General features: G+C 43.7%; 14 protein-coding genes. 7 read left to right on the top strand and 7 right to left on the bottom strand.

Annotated elements, in window-relative coordinates:
* Positions 1-9: 9 nt before the first annotated feature.
* The 4 genes from L4D05_RS18170 to L4D05_RS18185 form a co-directional block, all read right to left on the bottom strand.
* On the bottom strand, positions 10-1,365 hold the full coding sequence (locus L4D05_RS18170; RefSeq protein WP_428794887.1) for a di-heme oxidoreductase family protein: 1,356 nt from the start codon (positions 1,363-1,365) through the stop codon (positions 10-12).
* 123 nt (positions 1,366-1,488) lie between these two features.
* A complete protein-coding gene (locus L4D05_RS18175; protein WP_428753503.1) occupies positions 1,489-2,748 on the bottom strand; it encodes an imelysin family protein in 1,260 nt (419 codons plus the stop codon).
* 157 nt (positions 2,749-2,905) lie between these two features.
* On the bottom strand, positions 2,906-3,502 hold the full coding sequence (locus L4D05_RS18180; protein WP_428753504.1) for a GTP cyclohydrolase II: 597 nt from the start codon (positions 3,500-3,502) through the stop codon (positions 2,906-2,908).
* A gap of 283 nt (positions 3,503-3,785) precedes the next feature.
* Positions 3,786-3,959: a hypothetical protein gene (locus L4D05_RS18185; protein WP_428753505.1), complete on the bottom strand. Its 174-nt coding sequence runs from the start codon at positions 3,957-3,959 to the stop codon at positions 3,786-3,788.
* A gap of 225 nt (positions 3,960-4,184) precedes the next feature.
* Between L4D05_RS18185 and L4D05_RS18190 the strand changes: the two genes are divergently transcribed.
* From L4D05_RS18190 to dbpA, 3 genes are all read left to right on the top strand, one after another.
* Positions 4,185-4,655: a WbuC family cupin fold metalloprotein gene (locus L4D05_RS18190; RefSeq protein WP_428794836.1), complete on the top strand. Its 471-nt coding sequence runs from the start codon at positions 4,185-4,187 to the stop codon at positions 4,653-4,655.
* Between the two features lie 247 nt (positions 4,656-4,902).
* Entirely contained in the window at positions 4,903-5,247 is a 345-nt protein-coding gene (locus L4D05_RS18195) for a c-type cytochrome (RefSeq protein WP_428794837.1), read from the top strand.
* A 90-nt stretch (positions 5,248-5,337) separates the two neighbouring features.
* Complete coding sequence (dbpA, locus tag L4D05_RS18200; RefSeq protein WP_428794838.1) at positions 5,338-6,720, top strand: ATP-dependent RNA helicase DbpA; 1,383 nt, start codon at positions 5,338-5,340, stop codon at positions 6,718-6,720.
* Positions 6,721-6,878: 158 nt separating this feature from the next.
* Here dbpA and gyrA read toward each other — a convergent pair whose 3' ends face one another.
* On the bottom strand, positions 6,879-9,524 hold the full coding sequence (gene gyrA, locus L4D05_RS18205; RefSeq protein ID WP_428794839.1) for a DNA topoisomerase (ATP-hydrolyzing) subunit A: 2,646 nt from the start codon (positions 9,522-9,524) through the stop codon (positions 6,879-6,881).
* A gap of 308 nt (positions 9,525-9,832) precedes the next feature.
* Between gyrA and ubiG the strand changes: the two genes are divergently transcribed.
* The 4 genes from ubiG (at position 9,833) to yfaE (ending at position 14,896) form a co-directional block, all read left to right on the top strand.
* Positions 9,833-10,543, top strand: coding sequence for a bifunctional 2-polyprenyl-6-hydroxyphenol methylase/3-demethylubiquinol 3-O-methyltransferase UbiG (gene ubiG, locus L4D05_RS18210; protein WP_428794840.1), 711 nt, complete (start codon positions 9,833-9,835; stop codon positions 10,541-10,543).
* 587 nt (positions 10,544-11,130) lie between these two features.
* Positions 11,131-13,419, top strand: coding sequence for a class 1a ribonucleoside-diphosphate reductase subunit alpha (gene nrdA, locus L4D05_RS18215; RefSeq protein WP_428794841.1), 2,289 nt, complete (start codon positions 11,131-11,133; stop codon positions 13,417-13,419).
* 68 nt (positions 13,420-13,487) lie between these two features.
* On the top strand, positions 13,488-14,621 hold the full coding sequence (nrdB, locus tag L4D05_RS18220; RefSeq protein WP_428753511.1) for a class Ia ribonucleoside-diphosphate reductase subunit beta: 1,134 nt from the start codon (positions 13,488-13,490) through the stop codon (positions 14,619-14,621).
* Positions 14,621-14,896, top strand: coding sequence for a class I ribonucleotide reductase maintenance protein YfaE (gene yfaE / locus L4D05_RS18225; protein WP_428753512.1), 276 nt, complete (start codon positions 14,621-14,623; stop codon positions 14,894-14,896). The genes nrdB and yfaE overlap by 1 nt, the downstream gene beginning before the upstream one ends.
* A 101-nt stretch (positions 14,897-14,997) precedes the next feature.
* On the opposite strand, the gene L4D05_RS18230 is transcribed toward yfaE, so the two are convergent.
* Positions 14,998-15,846: a sterol desaturase family protein gene (locus L4D05_RS18230; protein ID WP_428794842.1), complete on the bottom strand. Its 849-nt coding sequence runs from the start codon at positions 15,844-15,846 to the stop codon at positions 14,998-15,000.
* 12 nt (positions 15,847-15,858) lie between these two features.
* A complete protein-coding gene (locus L4D05_RS18235; protein ID WP_428794843.1) occupies positions 15,859-16,875 on the bottom strand; it encodes a DUF2804 domain-containing protein in 1,017 nt (338 codons plus the stop codon).
* Positions 16,876-17,156 lie beyond the last annotated feature (281 nt).

Raw genomic sequence — 17,156 nt, forward strand, 5'->3', positions numbered from 1 at the left:
CACGTTTCCTTATAATGAGTTCAAAAAAGCAATCAACGCCTGACGCTCTTTACCACTTAGAGCCAAGAAATTCTGCTGTGTTGCTTTTGCTTCACCACCATGCCACACAATGGCTTCGGTTAAGTTTCTCGCTCGCCCATCATGAAGAAAATACGTATGCCCATTCACTTCTTTGGTATAACCAATGCCCCATAACGGCGGCGTCCGCCATTCTTGACCTGTCGCAGCATATTCAGGTCGATTGTCGGCCAAGCCTTCCCCCATATCATGCAACAACATATCAGTATAAGGATGAATCCTTTGCGCCGATAAAGCGGGTAAGTTCTCTCGAGTATCGGTTTGAACATTCGTTCGATGACAGCTCTCACAACCGACTTTCGTAAAGAGTTCTTGCCCTTCAATCACTTGTGGGTCTTGAGTATTCCTACGGCTAGGTACGGCTAAATGTTGGCTATAAAACTCGACAAAGTCTAAAATTTTGTCACTCACTTCTGGAACCCCTCCACTTACCCCTTCATGACACACATCTTGCTGTGACGAGCAGTTTTCGGAAGGAAATAGCGTGCTGGTGAGGCCGAGATCACCTTGAAATGCTGCGGCATTTTGTTGCATTAAGTTGGGTTGTCCAGCCTTCCAACCAAAGCGACCTAATGCCATTTTTTGGGTACGCGCATCCAGGACATAATTAGGTTTACCTGAAACCGTCGAACCATCTTTAGCTTGTTGTTTTGCCATTTCTAGAATTGTTGATTCAGGTATGGATTCCAATAACCCAAGGCCAATCATAGGTGGTGCCACTCTTGCAGACATCATGACATCTGGGTGCATATCTCCATACGCCAACTCAACAATCTTTAAATTTGGTTTACGCAGAAGGACAGTCGTCCCATCACTAAATTGAACAGGAAGCTCACTATATGTAATGCTTATCTGACCTTCCGGTGTCATATTAGGTAGAGCGAAATCTTGCAGCTGACCACCATATGTTGGCTCTGGAATCACCCCTGATCGCTTAATTTGGCTTTTCTGTGCTTCTGTTTCGGCGGGTATACTTAATCGTACCAACATTGAAACCGCATGCTGATCATTTGCCTCAGGCGGATGTCCTCGTCCATCTTTGATATGACAGTTTTGACAACCATTGGTATTAAATAATGGGCCAAGTCCATCTCTAGCATCCGTTGATGCGGGCGCTTGAACCCAAGGGTTTCGGAAGAAACTGTTTCCCACACTAAAATCCAACCGCTTACTCATCGGTAGGTTTGCCGCGGGAAGAGAAAAGGCGTTAGCCCCTTGCTTATTAACAGTCGTTTTACCACCAGAATATTTGCTATTTGGCTGTTCGGCATAACTAAACATAGACATGACGGCAAAGGCGGCGGGCCATAATATTTTAAACATTCAACACTCACTCATATCGGATCAACAAAGGGGGTTCATCCCCCTTTTTATTATTATCTGTTAAGAACTAACGAGAATTCAGACCAACTAAAAGTCATGGTCTGCCGTGTCTGGGTTCAAGCTTGTGATGCCAATAATTCCAGCGGCACGCTCAATAGAACCGGTCTGAGCAACTAACGCGACGATCGTATCGTTGACCAATTTGTTACCTTGAGGGTTGTTTGAGGCGATAAGCTGATCAAAGTGTTGGTTATCGTTTTCCGCAGAAGAGACCAGTTGACCAACTTGAGCACGAGTCACGTCGAACTGCTTTTGAATTTCTTTCGCGGCCATCTTATCTTTTTGTGCAACAAGGTCCGCGATACTTGGACCGACAACTAAAGTCCCATTGGTACGTACATACGTTCCGGTATACACGTTGTAGATACCTTGCTCATTGTAGTAATGTGAGTTGTGAGTATTATCCGAGAAGCAATCGTGCTCATCTTCAGTCGAGTTAGCTTCTAATGCCACTTTCATACGCTCGCCTGCCAGTTCGCCAAGCGATAACGAGCCCATACCAAACAGCATTTTTCTCACACCGTTAACTGGTTTATCTGCCAACAGCGTCGAGCGGTAATTATTTTTCTCTGAATCCGACCACTGTTTTTCCATCCATGCCAAATCTTGAATTAACAAGGTTGACGCCGCCTGTAAATACTCAGCACGTCGCGCACAATTACCGTTACTACAACCTTCACCCACTACATAATCCGTGTAAGGACGCTCGCCGGCACCCGCATTTGTGCCGTTAAGATCTTGCCCCCACAACAGAAATTCAATGGCATGATAACCCGAAGCAACATTCGCTTCTGAGCCACCGACTTCGTTCAAATCAGCAATCAATGCCGGTGTAATCGCTTTAGTATCGAGCGTGTTTGCACCGATGGTTAGGCTTTCATTCGCCACAATGTTGGCTTGCGCACCATCATTACCTAATTCGTATTGGTAGTCTGAGCTAACATAATCAATCAAACCTTCATCGAGCGGCCAAGCATTAAGTTGCCCTTCCCATTCATCAACGACAGCATTGCCAAAACGAAACACTTCGGTTTGTTGATAAGGTACACGAGAAGCGATCCATGCTTGTTTTACATCAGATAAACCCTTTTCTGAAGGGTTTGCTAAAAAAGTGTTAATAGAAGTGTCTAGCGATTTGGCCGTAATAAGGGCATCGGAGAAAACGGCATGAGCCAAATCGGCGTAATGTTCGACGACTTGTTGTTGCGAAACTGCAGATAGCGCAGTCGTTGAAGTCAGTACCAGAGAGGCAGCCACTGCACTCTTCACAAAAGTGGTTACATTCATTGAAGCATCCTTGTTGAGCATAATTATTATTTCGTAGTGCGAATTGTTATCATTAACACTATCAATGCGCAATAATACTCAGTTACAATTTATTTTCAATGACTAATACAAAAAAACCCCACTTTCGTGAGGTTTCTTAACAAATTAAAACGTGGCGTTAGAATTTCAGATTGTGCTTACCATGGGACACTTTGGCTTTTAGGTAACTTTCGTTTCCGTCTTTTACATGAGCGTTGGTGTTCACTACCTCTTTAATAGTGATGCCATGCTCTTGCAGTTCTCGGACTTTCTTCGGATTGTTAGTGACCAATTTAATCACATCCATACCCAGTGCTTGTAGCATTTGTGCTGCTTCAGAAAAGTCTCGAAGATCATCACCAAAACCTAGATGGTTATTGGCTTCATAGGTATTCATGCCTTCAGATTGTAGCTTATAGGCATCAAGCTTATTATATAAACCAATACCTCGCCCTTCTTGGCGTAGATAAAGAATAATGCCGCCTTCAGCACCCATTTTTTGTATGGTTTCTTCTAACTGTTCCCCACAATCACAACGAGATGAGTGGAAGACATCGCCAGTTAAACATTCCGAGTGCATTCTCACCAAAGGGATATCTTGTTGCTGGTCGACGTTTTTAAAGATTAGAGCAACGTGCTCTTTGTCTGTGCTAAGTCCACGAAAGGAAAGCATCTCAGCTTGGATATCACTATTAAGTCCAACTTTTAATTCTATTCTGGCTCGTACTTCCGCCATAACTTCTCTCACTTGATTTTTTAGGCCAATATCAATGTCGTCTTAGCCAGTTCACACTACACTCTACCCTTGACTATGGGGGTTGGTCACTGAGTTTTCAATGATAACTTTGTTATAACCGTTGTTATAATATAACAGTCGGTAGTATGAAGACACTAAAAAACCCTAAGTGCTTCCACCTAGGGTTATAAAAATGTGACCTGTTTGACCGTATGATCTAATGGTTAAATTATCACTTCAACGATGGGAGCGCAGCCATTAAATAGTGTGAATGCGGTGAACTTTATGCCTGAGTCTGTTTCCAAACTGCTAATTGAATCCAAACATTTTCAAGCTCGGCTAATTCATCTTGAGTTAAAATAGAAAGGGTTTTGAAACCACTTGCTGCTTTCGGTTCCTGATACGACTTTAGGTGAGCGTAAAAGTCCTTTTTTAACTGGTTAATTGCTGCTTCCACTGCGTTCTCCACCATCGTAACTGGTTAATCTATAGTCATAAAATGATAATAACATCATGACATTTTCGTACACTTTAATTCGAACGAACTGGAATCATAATCACACTTTGACGCGACTAGGTTGGCATCGATTTAAATAGAAACACGGCAATATAAAATTTGTTGCTGCACATTTTGCTCAAAGCTTTAGAATACCCGGCATCGTTCACTTTACAGAGCCTAGCAATGTTAAAAATAATCAGTAATCAAGACTTTGATACGTTTTCAAACAACGCAAAACAAGCCCCCCGCCAGCGCAGCCACCATAATTTACACGAGCAACTAGACGCAAACGTACAACGTTTATTCATATCAACAGAACCTGATACCTATATGCGACCTCACAGGCACAGTGAGTCACATAAGTGGGAACTGTTTTTAGTATTAAAAGGTCAGCTTGATCTGCTAATCTTCAACGATGAAGGCCACGTGACAGAGCGCCATAGCCTCTCACCGGATACTAACCGAGCTATCGAGATCCCACCAGGAACTTGGCATGGTTACGCTTGTATGAGCGAAGGCACGGTTGGCTTAGAAATAAAAGAAGGGGCTTACCTTCCAACACAACCGCAAGACTTTGCTTCTTGGTCGCCAGCAGAAGGCGAAGACGGGGCAGACGCATATCGTGACTGGATGAGAACGGCTCAACCTCAGTAACACCTGTCTACCTTGATAACAGTCACCTTTCTCTTAATAGAAAAGTATCTGGTTCAGAATTCGCTATCTCGGTAACCCAAAATTATCTCGATAGCAATCAGCGATCTCACCCATCAATCGACTTAGTGCCATTAGCCTTTCATATTTTGAAAGGCTTTTATGAACTCAATATTAATACCACATTGCATTCTGATTAATACTTCCCGTATTATCCTCTCAGCAAATGACACAAACAATGGAAATCAGAATGAAATACTTTATTGCAGCATCACTACTAACACTGACCTCTTTTTGCTATGCATCTTCTAGTAATAGTAACGATGGAGGCAGCAATAATAGTGGCGAGACCCTTTACCCCACTTATTGTGTCAGTTGCCATGGTGTAAAAGGCCATGGCGATGGTATTGCCGGACAAGCGTTAGCTGAAGCGCCTTCGAATATTTACCAAGGATTAAACTCATTCTTTGAATCTGAAGCAGAGCTAGTAGACACAGTACTCACTGGAAATGAAGGTATGCCTGCTTGGAAGGGCGTACTTACCAAGCAACAAGTTATCGAGATATTCGATTATATTCAAAGCATCAACAACTAAAGAGGTTGGGCTAATATCACATATATTACTGGTATCCACGCCAATAATGACGATAATAGCCCCTTGCCCTATGACCACTAAGGATCGCACTTGAACAGTTCCAGTTCCACTTTCTCTACCCTAAATTTATCCCCTTCTTTGTTAAGTAACCTAGAAGGACTTGGCTTTACCAATATGACTGAGATTCAAGCACAATCGCTGCCTTTGATTCTTGATGGTAAAGACGTTATCGGTCAGGGAAAAACCGGTTCAGGTAAAACAGCTGCATTTGGTCTTGGATTACTCTCTAACCTGCGTGTTAAACGCTTTCGAGTACAATCACTCGTGCTGTGTCCTACTCGCGAGCTTGCAGACCAAGTTGCAAAAGAGATTCGTAACCTAGCGCGCTCTATTCACAACATTAAGGTACTAACTTTATGTGGTGGAACGCCTATGGGTCCTCAAATAGGATCACTTGAACACGGCGCGCATATCCTAGTGGGTACACCTGGTCGTATTCTCGACCATTTAGAGCGAGGTCGTATTGACCTAAGCGAATTAAACACTCTAGTACTAGATGAAGCAGATCGCATGCTGGATATGGGCTTCCAGGACGCACTAGATGCTATCATTAGCGAAGTACCAAAAGAGCGTCAAACCTTGCTCTTTAGCGCAACGTTCCCTAAACAAATTGAAGCGATTGCTTCTCGTATCATGAATAAACCCGAAGTGGTTAAAGTTGAAAGCAAACATGATCACAGCAGTATCCAACAGTTCTTCTACAAATTAGATTCGCATGAAGACCGAGATAATGCATTAGAGAACTTACTACTGACTCACCAACCTGAGTCCGCTGTTGTATTCTGTAACACTAAGAAAGAAGTTCAAAATGTTGCCGATGAGCTTCATCACCGCGGCTTTAGCGTCATTGATCTTCATGGCGACTTAGAACAAAAAGAACGCGACCGCGCATTGGTTCAGTTTGCGAACAAAAGTGTTACCGTCCTAGTAGCAACGGATGTTGCCGCTCGTGGACTCGATGTCGATAACCTAGACGCCGTGTTTAACTATGAGTTATCACGTGATCCTGAAGTCCATGTTCACCGCATTGGTCGTACTGGCCGCGCAGGTAATAAGGGGCTCGCGTTTAGCTTCTTTAGCAGCAATGAAATGCATCGTGTGGCTCTAATCGACGAATATCTTGATATGCCCATTGAGCCAAGCCAATTGCCAGCACAATCATCAAATCAACCTTATCAGGCTAAAATGGTGACGATCCAAGTATCTGGTGGTAAAAAGCAAAAGCTACGTCCAGGCGATATTCTTGGGGCGCTAACTGGTGACAAAACCATTCAAGGTGCGCAGATTGGTAAAATCAACATGTTCCCTATGGCGTCATTTGTCGCGGTTGAGAAAAAGATTGCTAAAAAAGCACACGGTAAAATTGAAAACGGCAAAATGAAAGGTCGCAGTTTTAGAGCACGTATCCTGTAACATCACTCCTCCCTAGATTAAGCGTTACCTGCGATTAATCTAGGGTTTAGTTTAAGACTAGATAACTGCATCTATCCCCAGAAATACGATAGACACAAAAAAGCCGAGCTATGCTCGGCTTTTTCTTATCCTACTTCAGAAGATCTTAGCTTAGAAGATTACTCTTCATCGCCTGCTTCGTCTTTAGGTTCTGCGTCTACTTGTGGCGCTTCCTCTACAGATGCAGTAGTCGTTGCTTCTTCACCTTCAAGAACTTCTCCTTCAGGTAAATCCGCTTCTTCTACTTCATCAATGCGTTGAAGACCAACCACTGATTCATCATCCGCCGTTCTAATCAGTGTCACACCTTGCGTATTTCGGCCAACTTGGCTTACTTCCGCGACGCGTGTACGAACTAACGTACCAGCATCAGTGATCATCATCATTTCATCGCCTAGCTCAACTTGAACCGCGCCAACTACTGGACCATTTCGCTCTGAAACTTTGATAGACACAACGCCTTGAGTTGCACGACCCTTAGTTGGGTATTCAGCAAGCTCCGTTCGTTTACCGTAACCATTTTTCGTTACCGTTAAAATGTCACCTTCGTTGGAAGGAACAATCAACGACACAACTTGGTCATCATCAGCAAGTTTCATACCACGGACACCTGCAGCAGTACGTCCCATAGCACGGACTTTATCTTCACTAAAGCGAACGACTTTACCCGCTTTAGAGAACAGCATGATGTCGCTATCACCGTTGGTAATATCAACACCAATCAATGAATCATCATCACGTAAGTTAACAGCAATTAAGCCATTCGAACGTACGTTAGAGAATTGATCCAACGACGTCTTCTTAACCGTACCGTCACCTGTCGCCATGAAGATGAACTTCTCTGGGCTAAATTCGCTGACTGGCAGAATAGCAGTAATACGCTCGCCTTCTTCCAATGGAAGCAGGTTAACAATCGGCTTACCACGTGCTGCACGGCTCGCGAGAGGCAGTTGATACACTTTCAGACGGTAAGTTTTACCGCGAGTAGAGAAGCACAGGATGTTGTCATGAGTATTCGCAACAAGCAGACGCTCGATGTAATCCTCTTCTTTCATCTTAGTCGCACTCTTACCTTTACCACCACGGCGTTGAGCCTCGTAGTCGCTTAGGATTTGATATTTCACATAGCCTTCGTGAGATAGGGTGACTACCACATCTTCACGAGCAATCAGCTCTTCCATATCAATATCGTGCACTGCAGCAGTGATTTCACTACGACGTGCATCGCCGTAAGTCGCTTGAACTAATTCAAGCTCTTCGCGAATCACTTCCATCAAGCGCTCTGTGCTCGCCAGAATGTGCATTAGTTCAGCAATTTCTTCTAGAAGCGCTTTGTATTCATCAAGAATCTTCTCATGCTCTAGACCGGTTAAGCGGTGTAGACGAAGTTCAAGAATCGCTTGAGCTTGTTGTTCTGTTAGGTAGTAAAGGCCGTCACGGATACCGTATTCGTCTTCTAACCAATCAGGACGCGCAGCGTCAGTACCTGCTCTTTCAAGCATAGAAGCAACATTACCTAACTCCCAGCCACGCGCCACAAGACCAGCTTTCGCTTCCGCTGGCGTTGGTGCATTACGGATCAGTTCGATGATTTCATCGATGTTCGCCAATGCAAGAGATAAAGCTTCAAGGATATGAGCACGGTCACGAGCTTTCTTCAGTTCAAAGATAGTACGACGCGTTACTACTTCACGACGGTGATCAACGAAGCACTTCAACATATCTTTCAGGTTGAAAAGCTGTGGCTGGCCGTTGTTAAGCGCAACCATGTTGATGCCAAACGTCGTTTGCAGTTGAGTTTGCGAATAAAGGTTATTAAGAACCACCTCACCCACAGCATCACGCTTACATTCGATAACAATACGCATGCCGTCTTTATCCGACTCATCACGCAGTGCACTAATGCCTTCTACCTTCTTGTCTTTAACAAGTTCAGCAATTTTCTCAATCAGGCGTGCTTTGTTCACTTGATACGGGATTTCAGTAACGATAATGGTTTCTTTACCACTTTTCTCTACTTCAATATCCGCTTTCGAGCGCATATACACTTTACCGCGCCCCGTCTTGTACGCTTCAATGATGCCTTTACGGCCACTGATTAGTGCTGCAGTCGGGAAGTCTGGCCCAGGGATATAATCCATGAGCTCATCAATCGTAATGTCTTCATTTGCAATGTACGCCAAACAACCATCTACGACTTCATTTAAGTTATGAGGTGGAATGTTTGTCGCCATACCTACCGCGATACCAGAAGCACCGTTAACCAATAGGTTAGGGATCTTAGTTGGTAGTACAGCAGGTATTTGCTCCGTTCCATCATAGTTAGGAACGTAGTCTACGGTTTCTTTATCTAAATCCGCTAATAGCTCGTGTGCTATTTTCGCCATGCGCACTTCGGTGTAACGCATTGCGGCTGCTGAATCACCATCGATCGAGCCAAAGTTACCTTGCCCATCGACCAGCATGTAGCGAAGTGAGAATGGCTGAGCCATACGAACAATCGTGTCGTAGACTGCACTATCACCGTGTGGGTGATATTTACCAATAACATCACCTACCACACGGGCGGATTTTTTGTATGCTTTGTTCCAATCATTACCCAGAACATTCATCGCGAATAAAACACGACGGTGAACTGGTTTAAGGCCATCACGCACATCAGGAAGAGCACGACCCACGATAACTGACATCGCGTAGTCGAGATAAGAGCCTCTCAGCTCATCTTCTATGTTTACGGGCGTGATCTCTTTAGCTAGATCGCTCATAGAGCCAATATCCCTCTATATTTTGATCGTATATTCGATACGTATAAGGTCAGAAAATATAACACAATAATACGAGGTGCGGCATCACTTTCACGCGGCTTTTATCATGTTGTGACCTTTGTTACGATTCAACTGTCCACTATTTGCACATTTCGAAACCATCACACTGATAAGTGATGAAAAAACCGCCACTATTTGACTTAAATTTACCAACGTAGGCAAAAACACACAAACCTGCTTCATAGTATTCGTGGTAAAAAAGATTTGCGGTATACTCGACGAAAAATTGGAAATAGGCATTGCTCGGTATGGATAAGCATCAGAACGTCGATTTAGACGAAATCAAAAAGTTTGAAGATATGGCAAGCCGTTGGTGGGATCTTGAAGGTGAGTTCAAACCTCTTCATCAAATTAACCCATTGCGACTTAACTATGTTCTTGAAAATGCCAATGGGCTGTTTGGCAAAAAAGTCCTCGATGTCGGCTGTGGTGGTGGCATACTCGCCGAAAGTATGGCGGTCCAAGGCGCAACCGTGACCGGCCTCGATATGGGTAAAGAGCCGCTAGAGGTGGCAAGACTGCATGCGTTAGAAACGGGTACCAAACTCACTTATGTACAAAGCACTGTTGAGCAGCATGCGAGTGAGCATGCTGGAGAATATGACGTTGTGACTTGCATGGAGATGCTAGAGCATGTCCCAGACCCTGCCTCTGTCATTGCTTCATGCGCAAAACTTGTAAAGCCCGGCGGACAAGTCTTTTTTTCGACGTTGAATCGTAACCTACAGTCATACTTATTCGCCATTGTTGGTGCAGAGAAGCTACTCAAAATCGTACCCGATGGTACCCACGACCATGAAAAGTTTATCAAGCCATCGGAGCTGATAAAAATGGTCGACAAAACCGAATTGGTCGAAAAAGGTATCACAGGTCTACAGTACAACCCACTTACGGATAGCTACAAGCTAGGTAAGCGTGTCGACGTCAACTACATTGTCTACACAGAAAAATCAAAATAGAAGATTCTCATGAACACAAAGGGTAGAATTCACCGCCTACCCTTTGTGTCGTAAGCACCTCAAACATAATCGTCCAATGCTCACTTCCGCCATGGCCGACCCACCATAAAACCCTCACAGCTAACCCCCTGCATAGTATAAGGTTAACCACGTTAATTTTTCGACACAAATACGCTACAAAAACAAGACAAACCTGTGCGTTTTGCAGCCTAATATCGCACTTTTAATTATCTACTCAATACCGTCCAGAAATTATCAAAGATCAAGGAATTTTTTTTTGAAATGGTTAAAAGAAAACCGTTTTGCTAGCACATAAATTTCACCGCTAAGTCTGCTCTATCTTCAATGGTTAGTATCTACTAACTGTTTTTTTCTGTCCCCTGCTTATCCACAGTTTCAAACAAATATGTGAACTTGAAAATTTTGGCTTATAGCACTATCTTGTAAGCCGGAATGCAAATTACCCCTATATCTTGTGTTAACAACAAAAAGCTATAGGGCGACTTGGATCACGAAGTCATCGCTAAGACTCAACAAAATTTCATAAAAGCAAGACTTCATATTGTTTTGTTAGGGAACACCTCAGAATGAACCAGCAACTAACCGTTACCAAACGTAATGGCCGCAAAGAAACTATCGACCTTGAGAAGATTCACCGTGTTATCGCATGGGCAGCCGAAGGTCTTCAGAATGTATCTGTCTCGCAAGTAGAACTTAAAGCTCATATCCAGTTTTACGATGGGATCACGACATCTGATATTCATGAGACCATCATTAAGTCAGCAGCCGATCTCATTTCAGAAGAGACGCCAGATTATCAATATTTATCTGCTCGCTTAGCTATTTTCCACCTTCGTAAAAAAGCGTACGGCCAATACGAGCCGCCAACGCTATTTGACCAGGTGTCTAAGATGGTTGAAGCAGGTAAATACGACAAGCACCTCCTTGTTGACTACACCAAAGCTGAATTTGATGAGCTCGATAGCTACATTGACCACACTCGTGATCACGATTTCTCCTACGCCGCTGTTAAACAGCTGGAAGGTAAGTACTTCGTGCAAAACCGTGTAACGGGTCAAATCTTTGAAAGCGCACAATTTTTGTACATTTTAGTTGCTGCTTGTTTATTTGCTAAGTATCCAAAAGAAACGCGTCTTGACTACATCAAGCGATTCTACGATGCGACATCAACTTTCAAGATTTCTCTACCTACACCGATTATGTCTGGTGTACGTACCCCTACTCGCCAGTTTAGCTCTTGTGTACTGATTGAGTGTGGTGACAGCTTAGATTCGATTAACGCGACAGCAAGCTCTATCGTTCGTTACGTTTCACAACGCGCTGGTATTGGTATCAACGCAGGTCGTATTCGTGCCCTTGGTTCGGAAATCCGTGGCGGCGAAGCCTTCCACACTGGCTGTATCCCATTCTACAAATACTTCCAAACGGCAGTTAAATGTTGCTCTCAAGGTGGTGTTCGTGGCGGTGCTGCGACCGTTTTCTATCCGATGTGGCATGGTGAAGTTCAATCACTGCTTGTATTGAAGAATAACCGTGGTGTTGAAGAAAACCGTGTTCGTCATATGGACTATGGCGTTCAACTCAATAAGCTGATGTACTCGCGTCTTGTAAAAGGTGGCAATATTACCTTGTTCTCGCCGTCTGACGTACCGGGTTTATACGACGCATTTTTTGAAGATCAAGACGAATTTGAGCGCCTATACGTTCAATACGAAAACGCCCCTTCAATCAAAAAAGAAACGGTTAAAGCGGTCGAGCTTTTCTCATTGCTCATGCAAGAGCGTGCATCAACGGGTCGTATCTACATTCAGAATGTCGATCACTGTAATACACACAGCCCATTTGATTCAAAAGTTGCTCCAGTCCGTCAATCTAACCTTTGTTTGGAAATCGCGCTGCCAACTAAACCACTGAGTAACGTTGAAGATGACGAAGGCGAAATCGCACTTTGTACTCTGTCTGCATTTAACCTTGGTGCTATCAATGAGCTTGATGATCTTGCTGAGCTTTCTGACCTTGTGGTTCGTGCGTTAGACGCACTACTCGACTACCAAGATTACCCGCTACCAGCAGCGTACAAGTCCACTATGAACCGCCGTACGTTAGGGGTTGGTGTGATTAACTACGCCTACTACTTAGCGAAGAATGGCGTGAAGTACTCTGATGGGTCAGCGAATAATCTGACACACCGCACCTTTGAAGCGATTCAATATCACCTATTGAAGGCTTCAGTTGAGTTATCGAAAGAGCAAGGTCGTTGCCCTCTATTTAACGAAACCAACTACGCGAAAGGTTTGTTGCCTATCGACACTTACAAGAGTGATATCAACTCTTTATGTGACGAGCCACTGCATTACGACTGGGATAAGCTGCGTGAAGAAATCATGGAGTTTGGCCTAAGAAACTCGACATTGACTGCACTTATGCCGTCAGAGACGTCATCTCAAATTTCAAATGCGACCAATGGCATTGAGCCGCCTCGTGGCTACGTTTCAGTAAAAGCCTCTAAAGATGGTATTTTGAAGCAAGTTGTGCCTGATTTTGTCAATCTTAAAGAGAACTACGAGTTACTTTGGGAGATTGGTAACAACGACGGCTACCTGCACCTTGTGGGCATCATGCAAAAGTTTGTTGACCAAGCTATCTCAGCTAACACAAACTATGACCCGAGCGTCTATGACAGCGGTAAGGTTCCGATGAAGAAATTACTTCAAGACCTTCTGACTGCCTATAAGTTCGGTGTAAAAACTCTGTACTATCATAACACCCGAGACGGTGCAAAAGATGACCAAGGCGATAAAGGCGTGGTTGTTGAACAAGAAGATGATTGTGCAGGCGGCGGTTGTAAGATTTAACCGTTCATAAGACAAATTAGTAACACAGCCCTTTCCTTAGCGAAGGGGCTAAAAAGGATTGCAGCACCATGGCTTACAGTACTTTTACTCAAACAAAAAATAACGCCCTAAAAGAACCAATGTTCTTAGGCCAACCGGTCAACGTAGCGCGTTATGACCAACAAAAATTCGAGATTTTCGAAAAGTTGATCGAGAAACAGCTTTCCTTTTTCTGGCGACCAGAAGAAGTTGACGTATCCAGCGATCGTATCGACTACAACAAGCTACCAGAACATGAAAAGCACATTTTCATCAGTAACTTGAAATATCAAACGTTACTAGATTCAATTCAAGGTCGTAGCCCTAACGTTGCGCTTTTACCATTGGTGTCACTTCCAGAGCTTGAAACTTGGATTGAAACATGGTCGTTCTCTGAAACGATCCACTCTCGCTCATATACACACATCATTCGCAATATTGTCAATGACCCAAGTGTCGTCTTTGACGACATCGTGGAAAATGAGCACATTTTAAAACGTGCTAAAGACATTGCGCATTACTACGACGACCTCATTCAAGCAACAAATGACTACCACCGCTACGGCGAAGGTACGCACGTTCTGAATGGTGACGAAGTTAAAGTTAGCCTGTATGAGCTTAAGAAAAAACTCTACCTTTGCTTGATGTCAGTGAACGCGTTGGAAGCGATTCGTTTCTACGTAAGTTTTGCTTGTTCGTTTGCCTTTGCGGAGCGCGAGCTGATGGAAGGTAACGCAAAAATCATTAAGCTGATTGCACGTGATGAAGCATTGCACCTTACTGGCACGCAGCACATGGTTAACATTCTTCGTAATGGCCAGGATGATTTCTCATTCATGCAAATTGCAGAAGAGTGTAAGCAAGACTGTTTCGACCTATTTAAAGATGCAGCAGAACAAGAAAAAGAATGGGCTGAATACCTATTCAAAGATGGTTCTATGATTGGCTTAAATAAAGATATCCTGTGCCAGTACGTTGAGTACATCACTAACGTGCGTATGCAAGCAGTTGGTTTGGGTGTAGCTTATCCGGAAGCAACGTCAAACCCGATTCCTTGGATTAACGCTTGGTTATCTTCAGATAATGTTCAAGTTGCCCCTCAAGAAGCCGAAATCAGTTCTTATCTTGTTGGACAAATTGACAATGAAGTCAGTGCAAACGACTTCGAGGACTTCGAACTTTAATGCCAACCATTAAGATAAACTCTATCACTACCATTGAATCTAACCCTTCTAATACGGTCTTAGAGACCCTAGAACAAGCGGGGTTAGAACCAGAGTACAACTGCCGAGACGGTCATTGTGGCGCTTGTCGCTGTACGTTGGTTTCTGGAGAAGTGGAATACGTAGGGTTTGCAATGGCTTACACAAAAAGTAATGAAATATTACCTTGTATCTGTCGGGCGAAAACGAATATTGAACTCGGCGATATTGCGCATCAAGTAAAGAAGCGAGCATAAACAAGCTCGCTCCTCTTTAAACGGCTCTTCATGAGCCGTTTTTATTGCCGCTCATTTAAATCTGTCGTTAATCTTGTTCTATACCACCGACCCTAATTGCCTTATTTGTTATCATTCGGCGGCAATAGCATGGTAGTAAGCCGTTGCTTTAACGTTTTGTCTGGTGCAAAAACATCCCGCCACATGTCTTTCCACTCGGCAAATGTCACTGTAATGGGATTAAAGCTCTCGACTGGCTTGCTGATGCCATATCTTACCGTCTCCACTTCAGGTTCAAACGTACCAAATATCCGGTCCCAGACTATCAGCACTCCGGCATAATTTTTATCGATGTATTGCGAATTCCGGCCATGATGAACACGATGATGCGAAGGGGTATTAAACACCCATTCCAACCAACCAAGACGCTTGATCCATTGAGTATGCACGAAAAACTGTAACCCCAAATTCAACAGCACAACGAACACTACCCACTTAGGGTCAAACCCTATGACAATCAGTGGTAACCAGAATAACCACATCCCGGCTAATGGGTACATTAGGCTTTGTCTAAAGGCAGTACTAAAATTCATGCCCTCCGAGCTATGATGAACAACATGTGCCGCCCACATCCAACGAACTCGATGACTCGCTCTATGGAACCAATAATAGAAAAAATCCTGCAAAATCATCAGTAATAAAAACATTGATAGCGACATTTCTATATCAAACAAGCGCCAGCCAAATACACTCAAATATAAATAGGAAATAAGTAGACCCGCAAGCAGATCAGACAACTGATGCAACCCGGCCAAGCTAAAATTGCACATAAGCTCTTTTAACGAATAATGACCCGACTTAGGTACCCTCCCTGCACGCTGCCCAAACGCATATTCAAGTACCATCATTGCAACAAAAACAGGCGCAAGCAGCAGTAATAGCCACTCTGGGTTATCGACGATATCAGTCACGCTAAGTTCTCCTTACCATTTGGCATAATGATCTTCCGTCAAACCGAGCACACGGTCTAATGGATAGCGATTACCTTCCAGATCCGTTAATACTCCGGAAAAGTAACCGACGTACTGGCGAAAATTGCTCTTCAATAGTCCAAAGTTGAGCTTTTCTGACCTTGATTGAAGGGGTTGAAAGGTAAGATCGATGGCACCGTCATCCCCATAGATCCGCCATGGTTTATTCGAGTCCAACCGATCAAAATCAAAATGCACACCATTAAGTAGATAACGTTGCCCATCGATCCATAACGTGTTTTCCGTCGCCCCTGTTTCGTTGACACCAGCCGCTAAATTTACACCGATTCGACGCTCGTTGACCATCGCATTAAGACTGGCCCAGCGCCAACTGGTCTCTTGCCTCATATAGCCTGCAGAAAAATCATAACCAGCAAGACAAGTCGACACATCAAGCGCTTTACCTTGGACCTTTATACGGCCTGTTACCGCCAAAGCATTGTGTTTTTGCGTATACGTCCAGCCTGAATAACCCGTAGGCGTACACAGCATGAGCGGGCCTCCCACACTAGGAGGGTTCAATATGATATCCATATCAAGTAACTCAGAATCAACGGTGACTCGCCATAGCCCCTCCTCGATTTCAATCCGTGTTCCCAAAGCGTTAAAATAGCTGATGCTTTGCCATGGCGAAGGCATTAACTGATAGCGATAGCCCAAGGGTTGGATTGTTTTCGCCTCTATAAGCTCATTCGTGGCAATGTCATAAACATAATAGAAACTATTGCCGAGGTAACGTATGTCAGCCATAGCCACCCCTATGATGGAATCTGGCGTACTAATACTGACAAATTGAAACTGCTTATAATGAAAATACTTCGCCAAGCGATTTGCCGTTTTGTCCATTGTGGTGCGATAAACAAAACGTTCTAAACCAAGGTATTTAGGGATAGCAGTAAGGTGACCAAATTCTGGTTCCCCGTTATCGTTAAATAGGCTTTCGATTTCCACCAGCGATGATGCACTCATAATAACTTCATACTCTAACCGTAATAAACGTGTTACATCGAGTATGAGCCATGATTTATAATTGTGATTAAAATTAGAGCAAAAGCACAAAATAGATCACATTTGATGAATACATTAGTTAATAACTACTGGCGTATCATTCGCTATAGATAACGAACCTACGATAGGTGTCAGACAGCAGAGGTAATAAGAAAAGGGCAGAAATAAATGGCTGAGCATGCCACTACAAAAAGAAAAGCCGGCTTAATAAACCGGCTTATAAAGAGAAAATACGATGTAGA

Origin of the sequence: Vibrio nomapromontoriensis (assembly GCF_050337205.1) — a bacterium.
Taxonomy (GTDB): domain Bacteria; phylum Pseudomonadota; class Gammaproteobacteria; order Enterobacterales; family Vibrionaceae; genus Vibrio; species Vibrio nomapromontoriensis.

Excerpts from the sequence above, each read along its gene's own strand:
- nrdA (WP_428794841.1), top strand. The coding sequence starts at position 11,131 with ATGAACCAGCAACTAACCGTTACCAAACGTAATGGCCGCAAAGAAACT.
- L4D05_RS18180 (WP_428753504.1), bottom strand. The coding sequence starts at position 3,502 with ATGGCGGAAGTACGAGCCAGAATAGAATTAAAAGTTGGACTTAATAGT.
- L4D05_RS18235 (WP_428794843.1), bottom strand. The coding sequence starts at position 16,875 with ATGAGTGCATCATCGCTGGTGGAAATCGAAAGCCTATTTAACGATAAC.
- L4D05_RS18190 (WP_428794836.1), top strand. The coding sequence starts at position 4,185 with ATGTTAAAAATAATCAGTAATCAAGACTTTGATACGTTTTCAAACAAC.
- ubiG (WP_428794840.1), top strand. The coding sequence starts at position 9,833 with ATGGATAAGCATCAGAACGTCGATTTAGACGAAATCAAAAAGTTTGAA.
- L4D05_RS18195 (WP_428794837.1), top strand. The coding sequence starts at position 4,903 with ATGAAATACTTTATTGCAGCATCACTACTAACACTGACCTCTTTTTGC.
- yfaE (WP_428753512.1), top strand. The coding sequence starts at position 14,621 with ATGCCAACCATTAAGATAAACTCTATCACTACCATTGAATCTAACCCT.
- L4D05_RS18175 (WP_428753503.1), bottom strand. The coding sequence starts at position 2,748 with ATGAATGTAACCACTTTTGTGAAGAGTGCAGTGGCTGCCTCTCTGGTA.
- L4D05_RS18170 (WP_428794887.1), bottom strand. The coding sequence starts at position 1,365 with ATGTCTATGTTTAGTTATGCCGAACAGCCAAATAGCAAATATTCTGGT.
- nrdB (WP_428753511.1), top strand. The coding sequence starts at position 13,488 with ATGGCTTACAGTACTTTTACTCAAACAAAAAATAACGCCCTAAAAGAA.
- gyrA (WP_428794839.1), bottom strand. The coding sequence starts at position 9,524 with ATGAGCGATCTAGCTAAAGAGATCACGCCCGTAAACATAGAAGATGAG.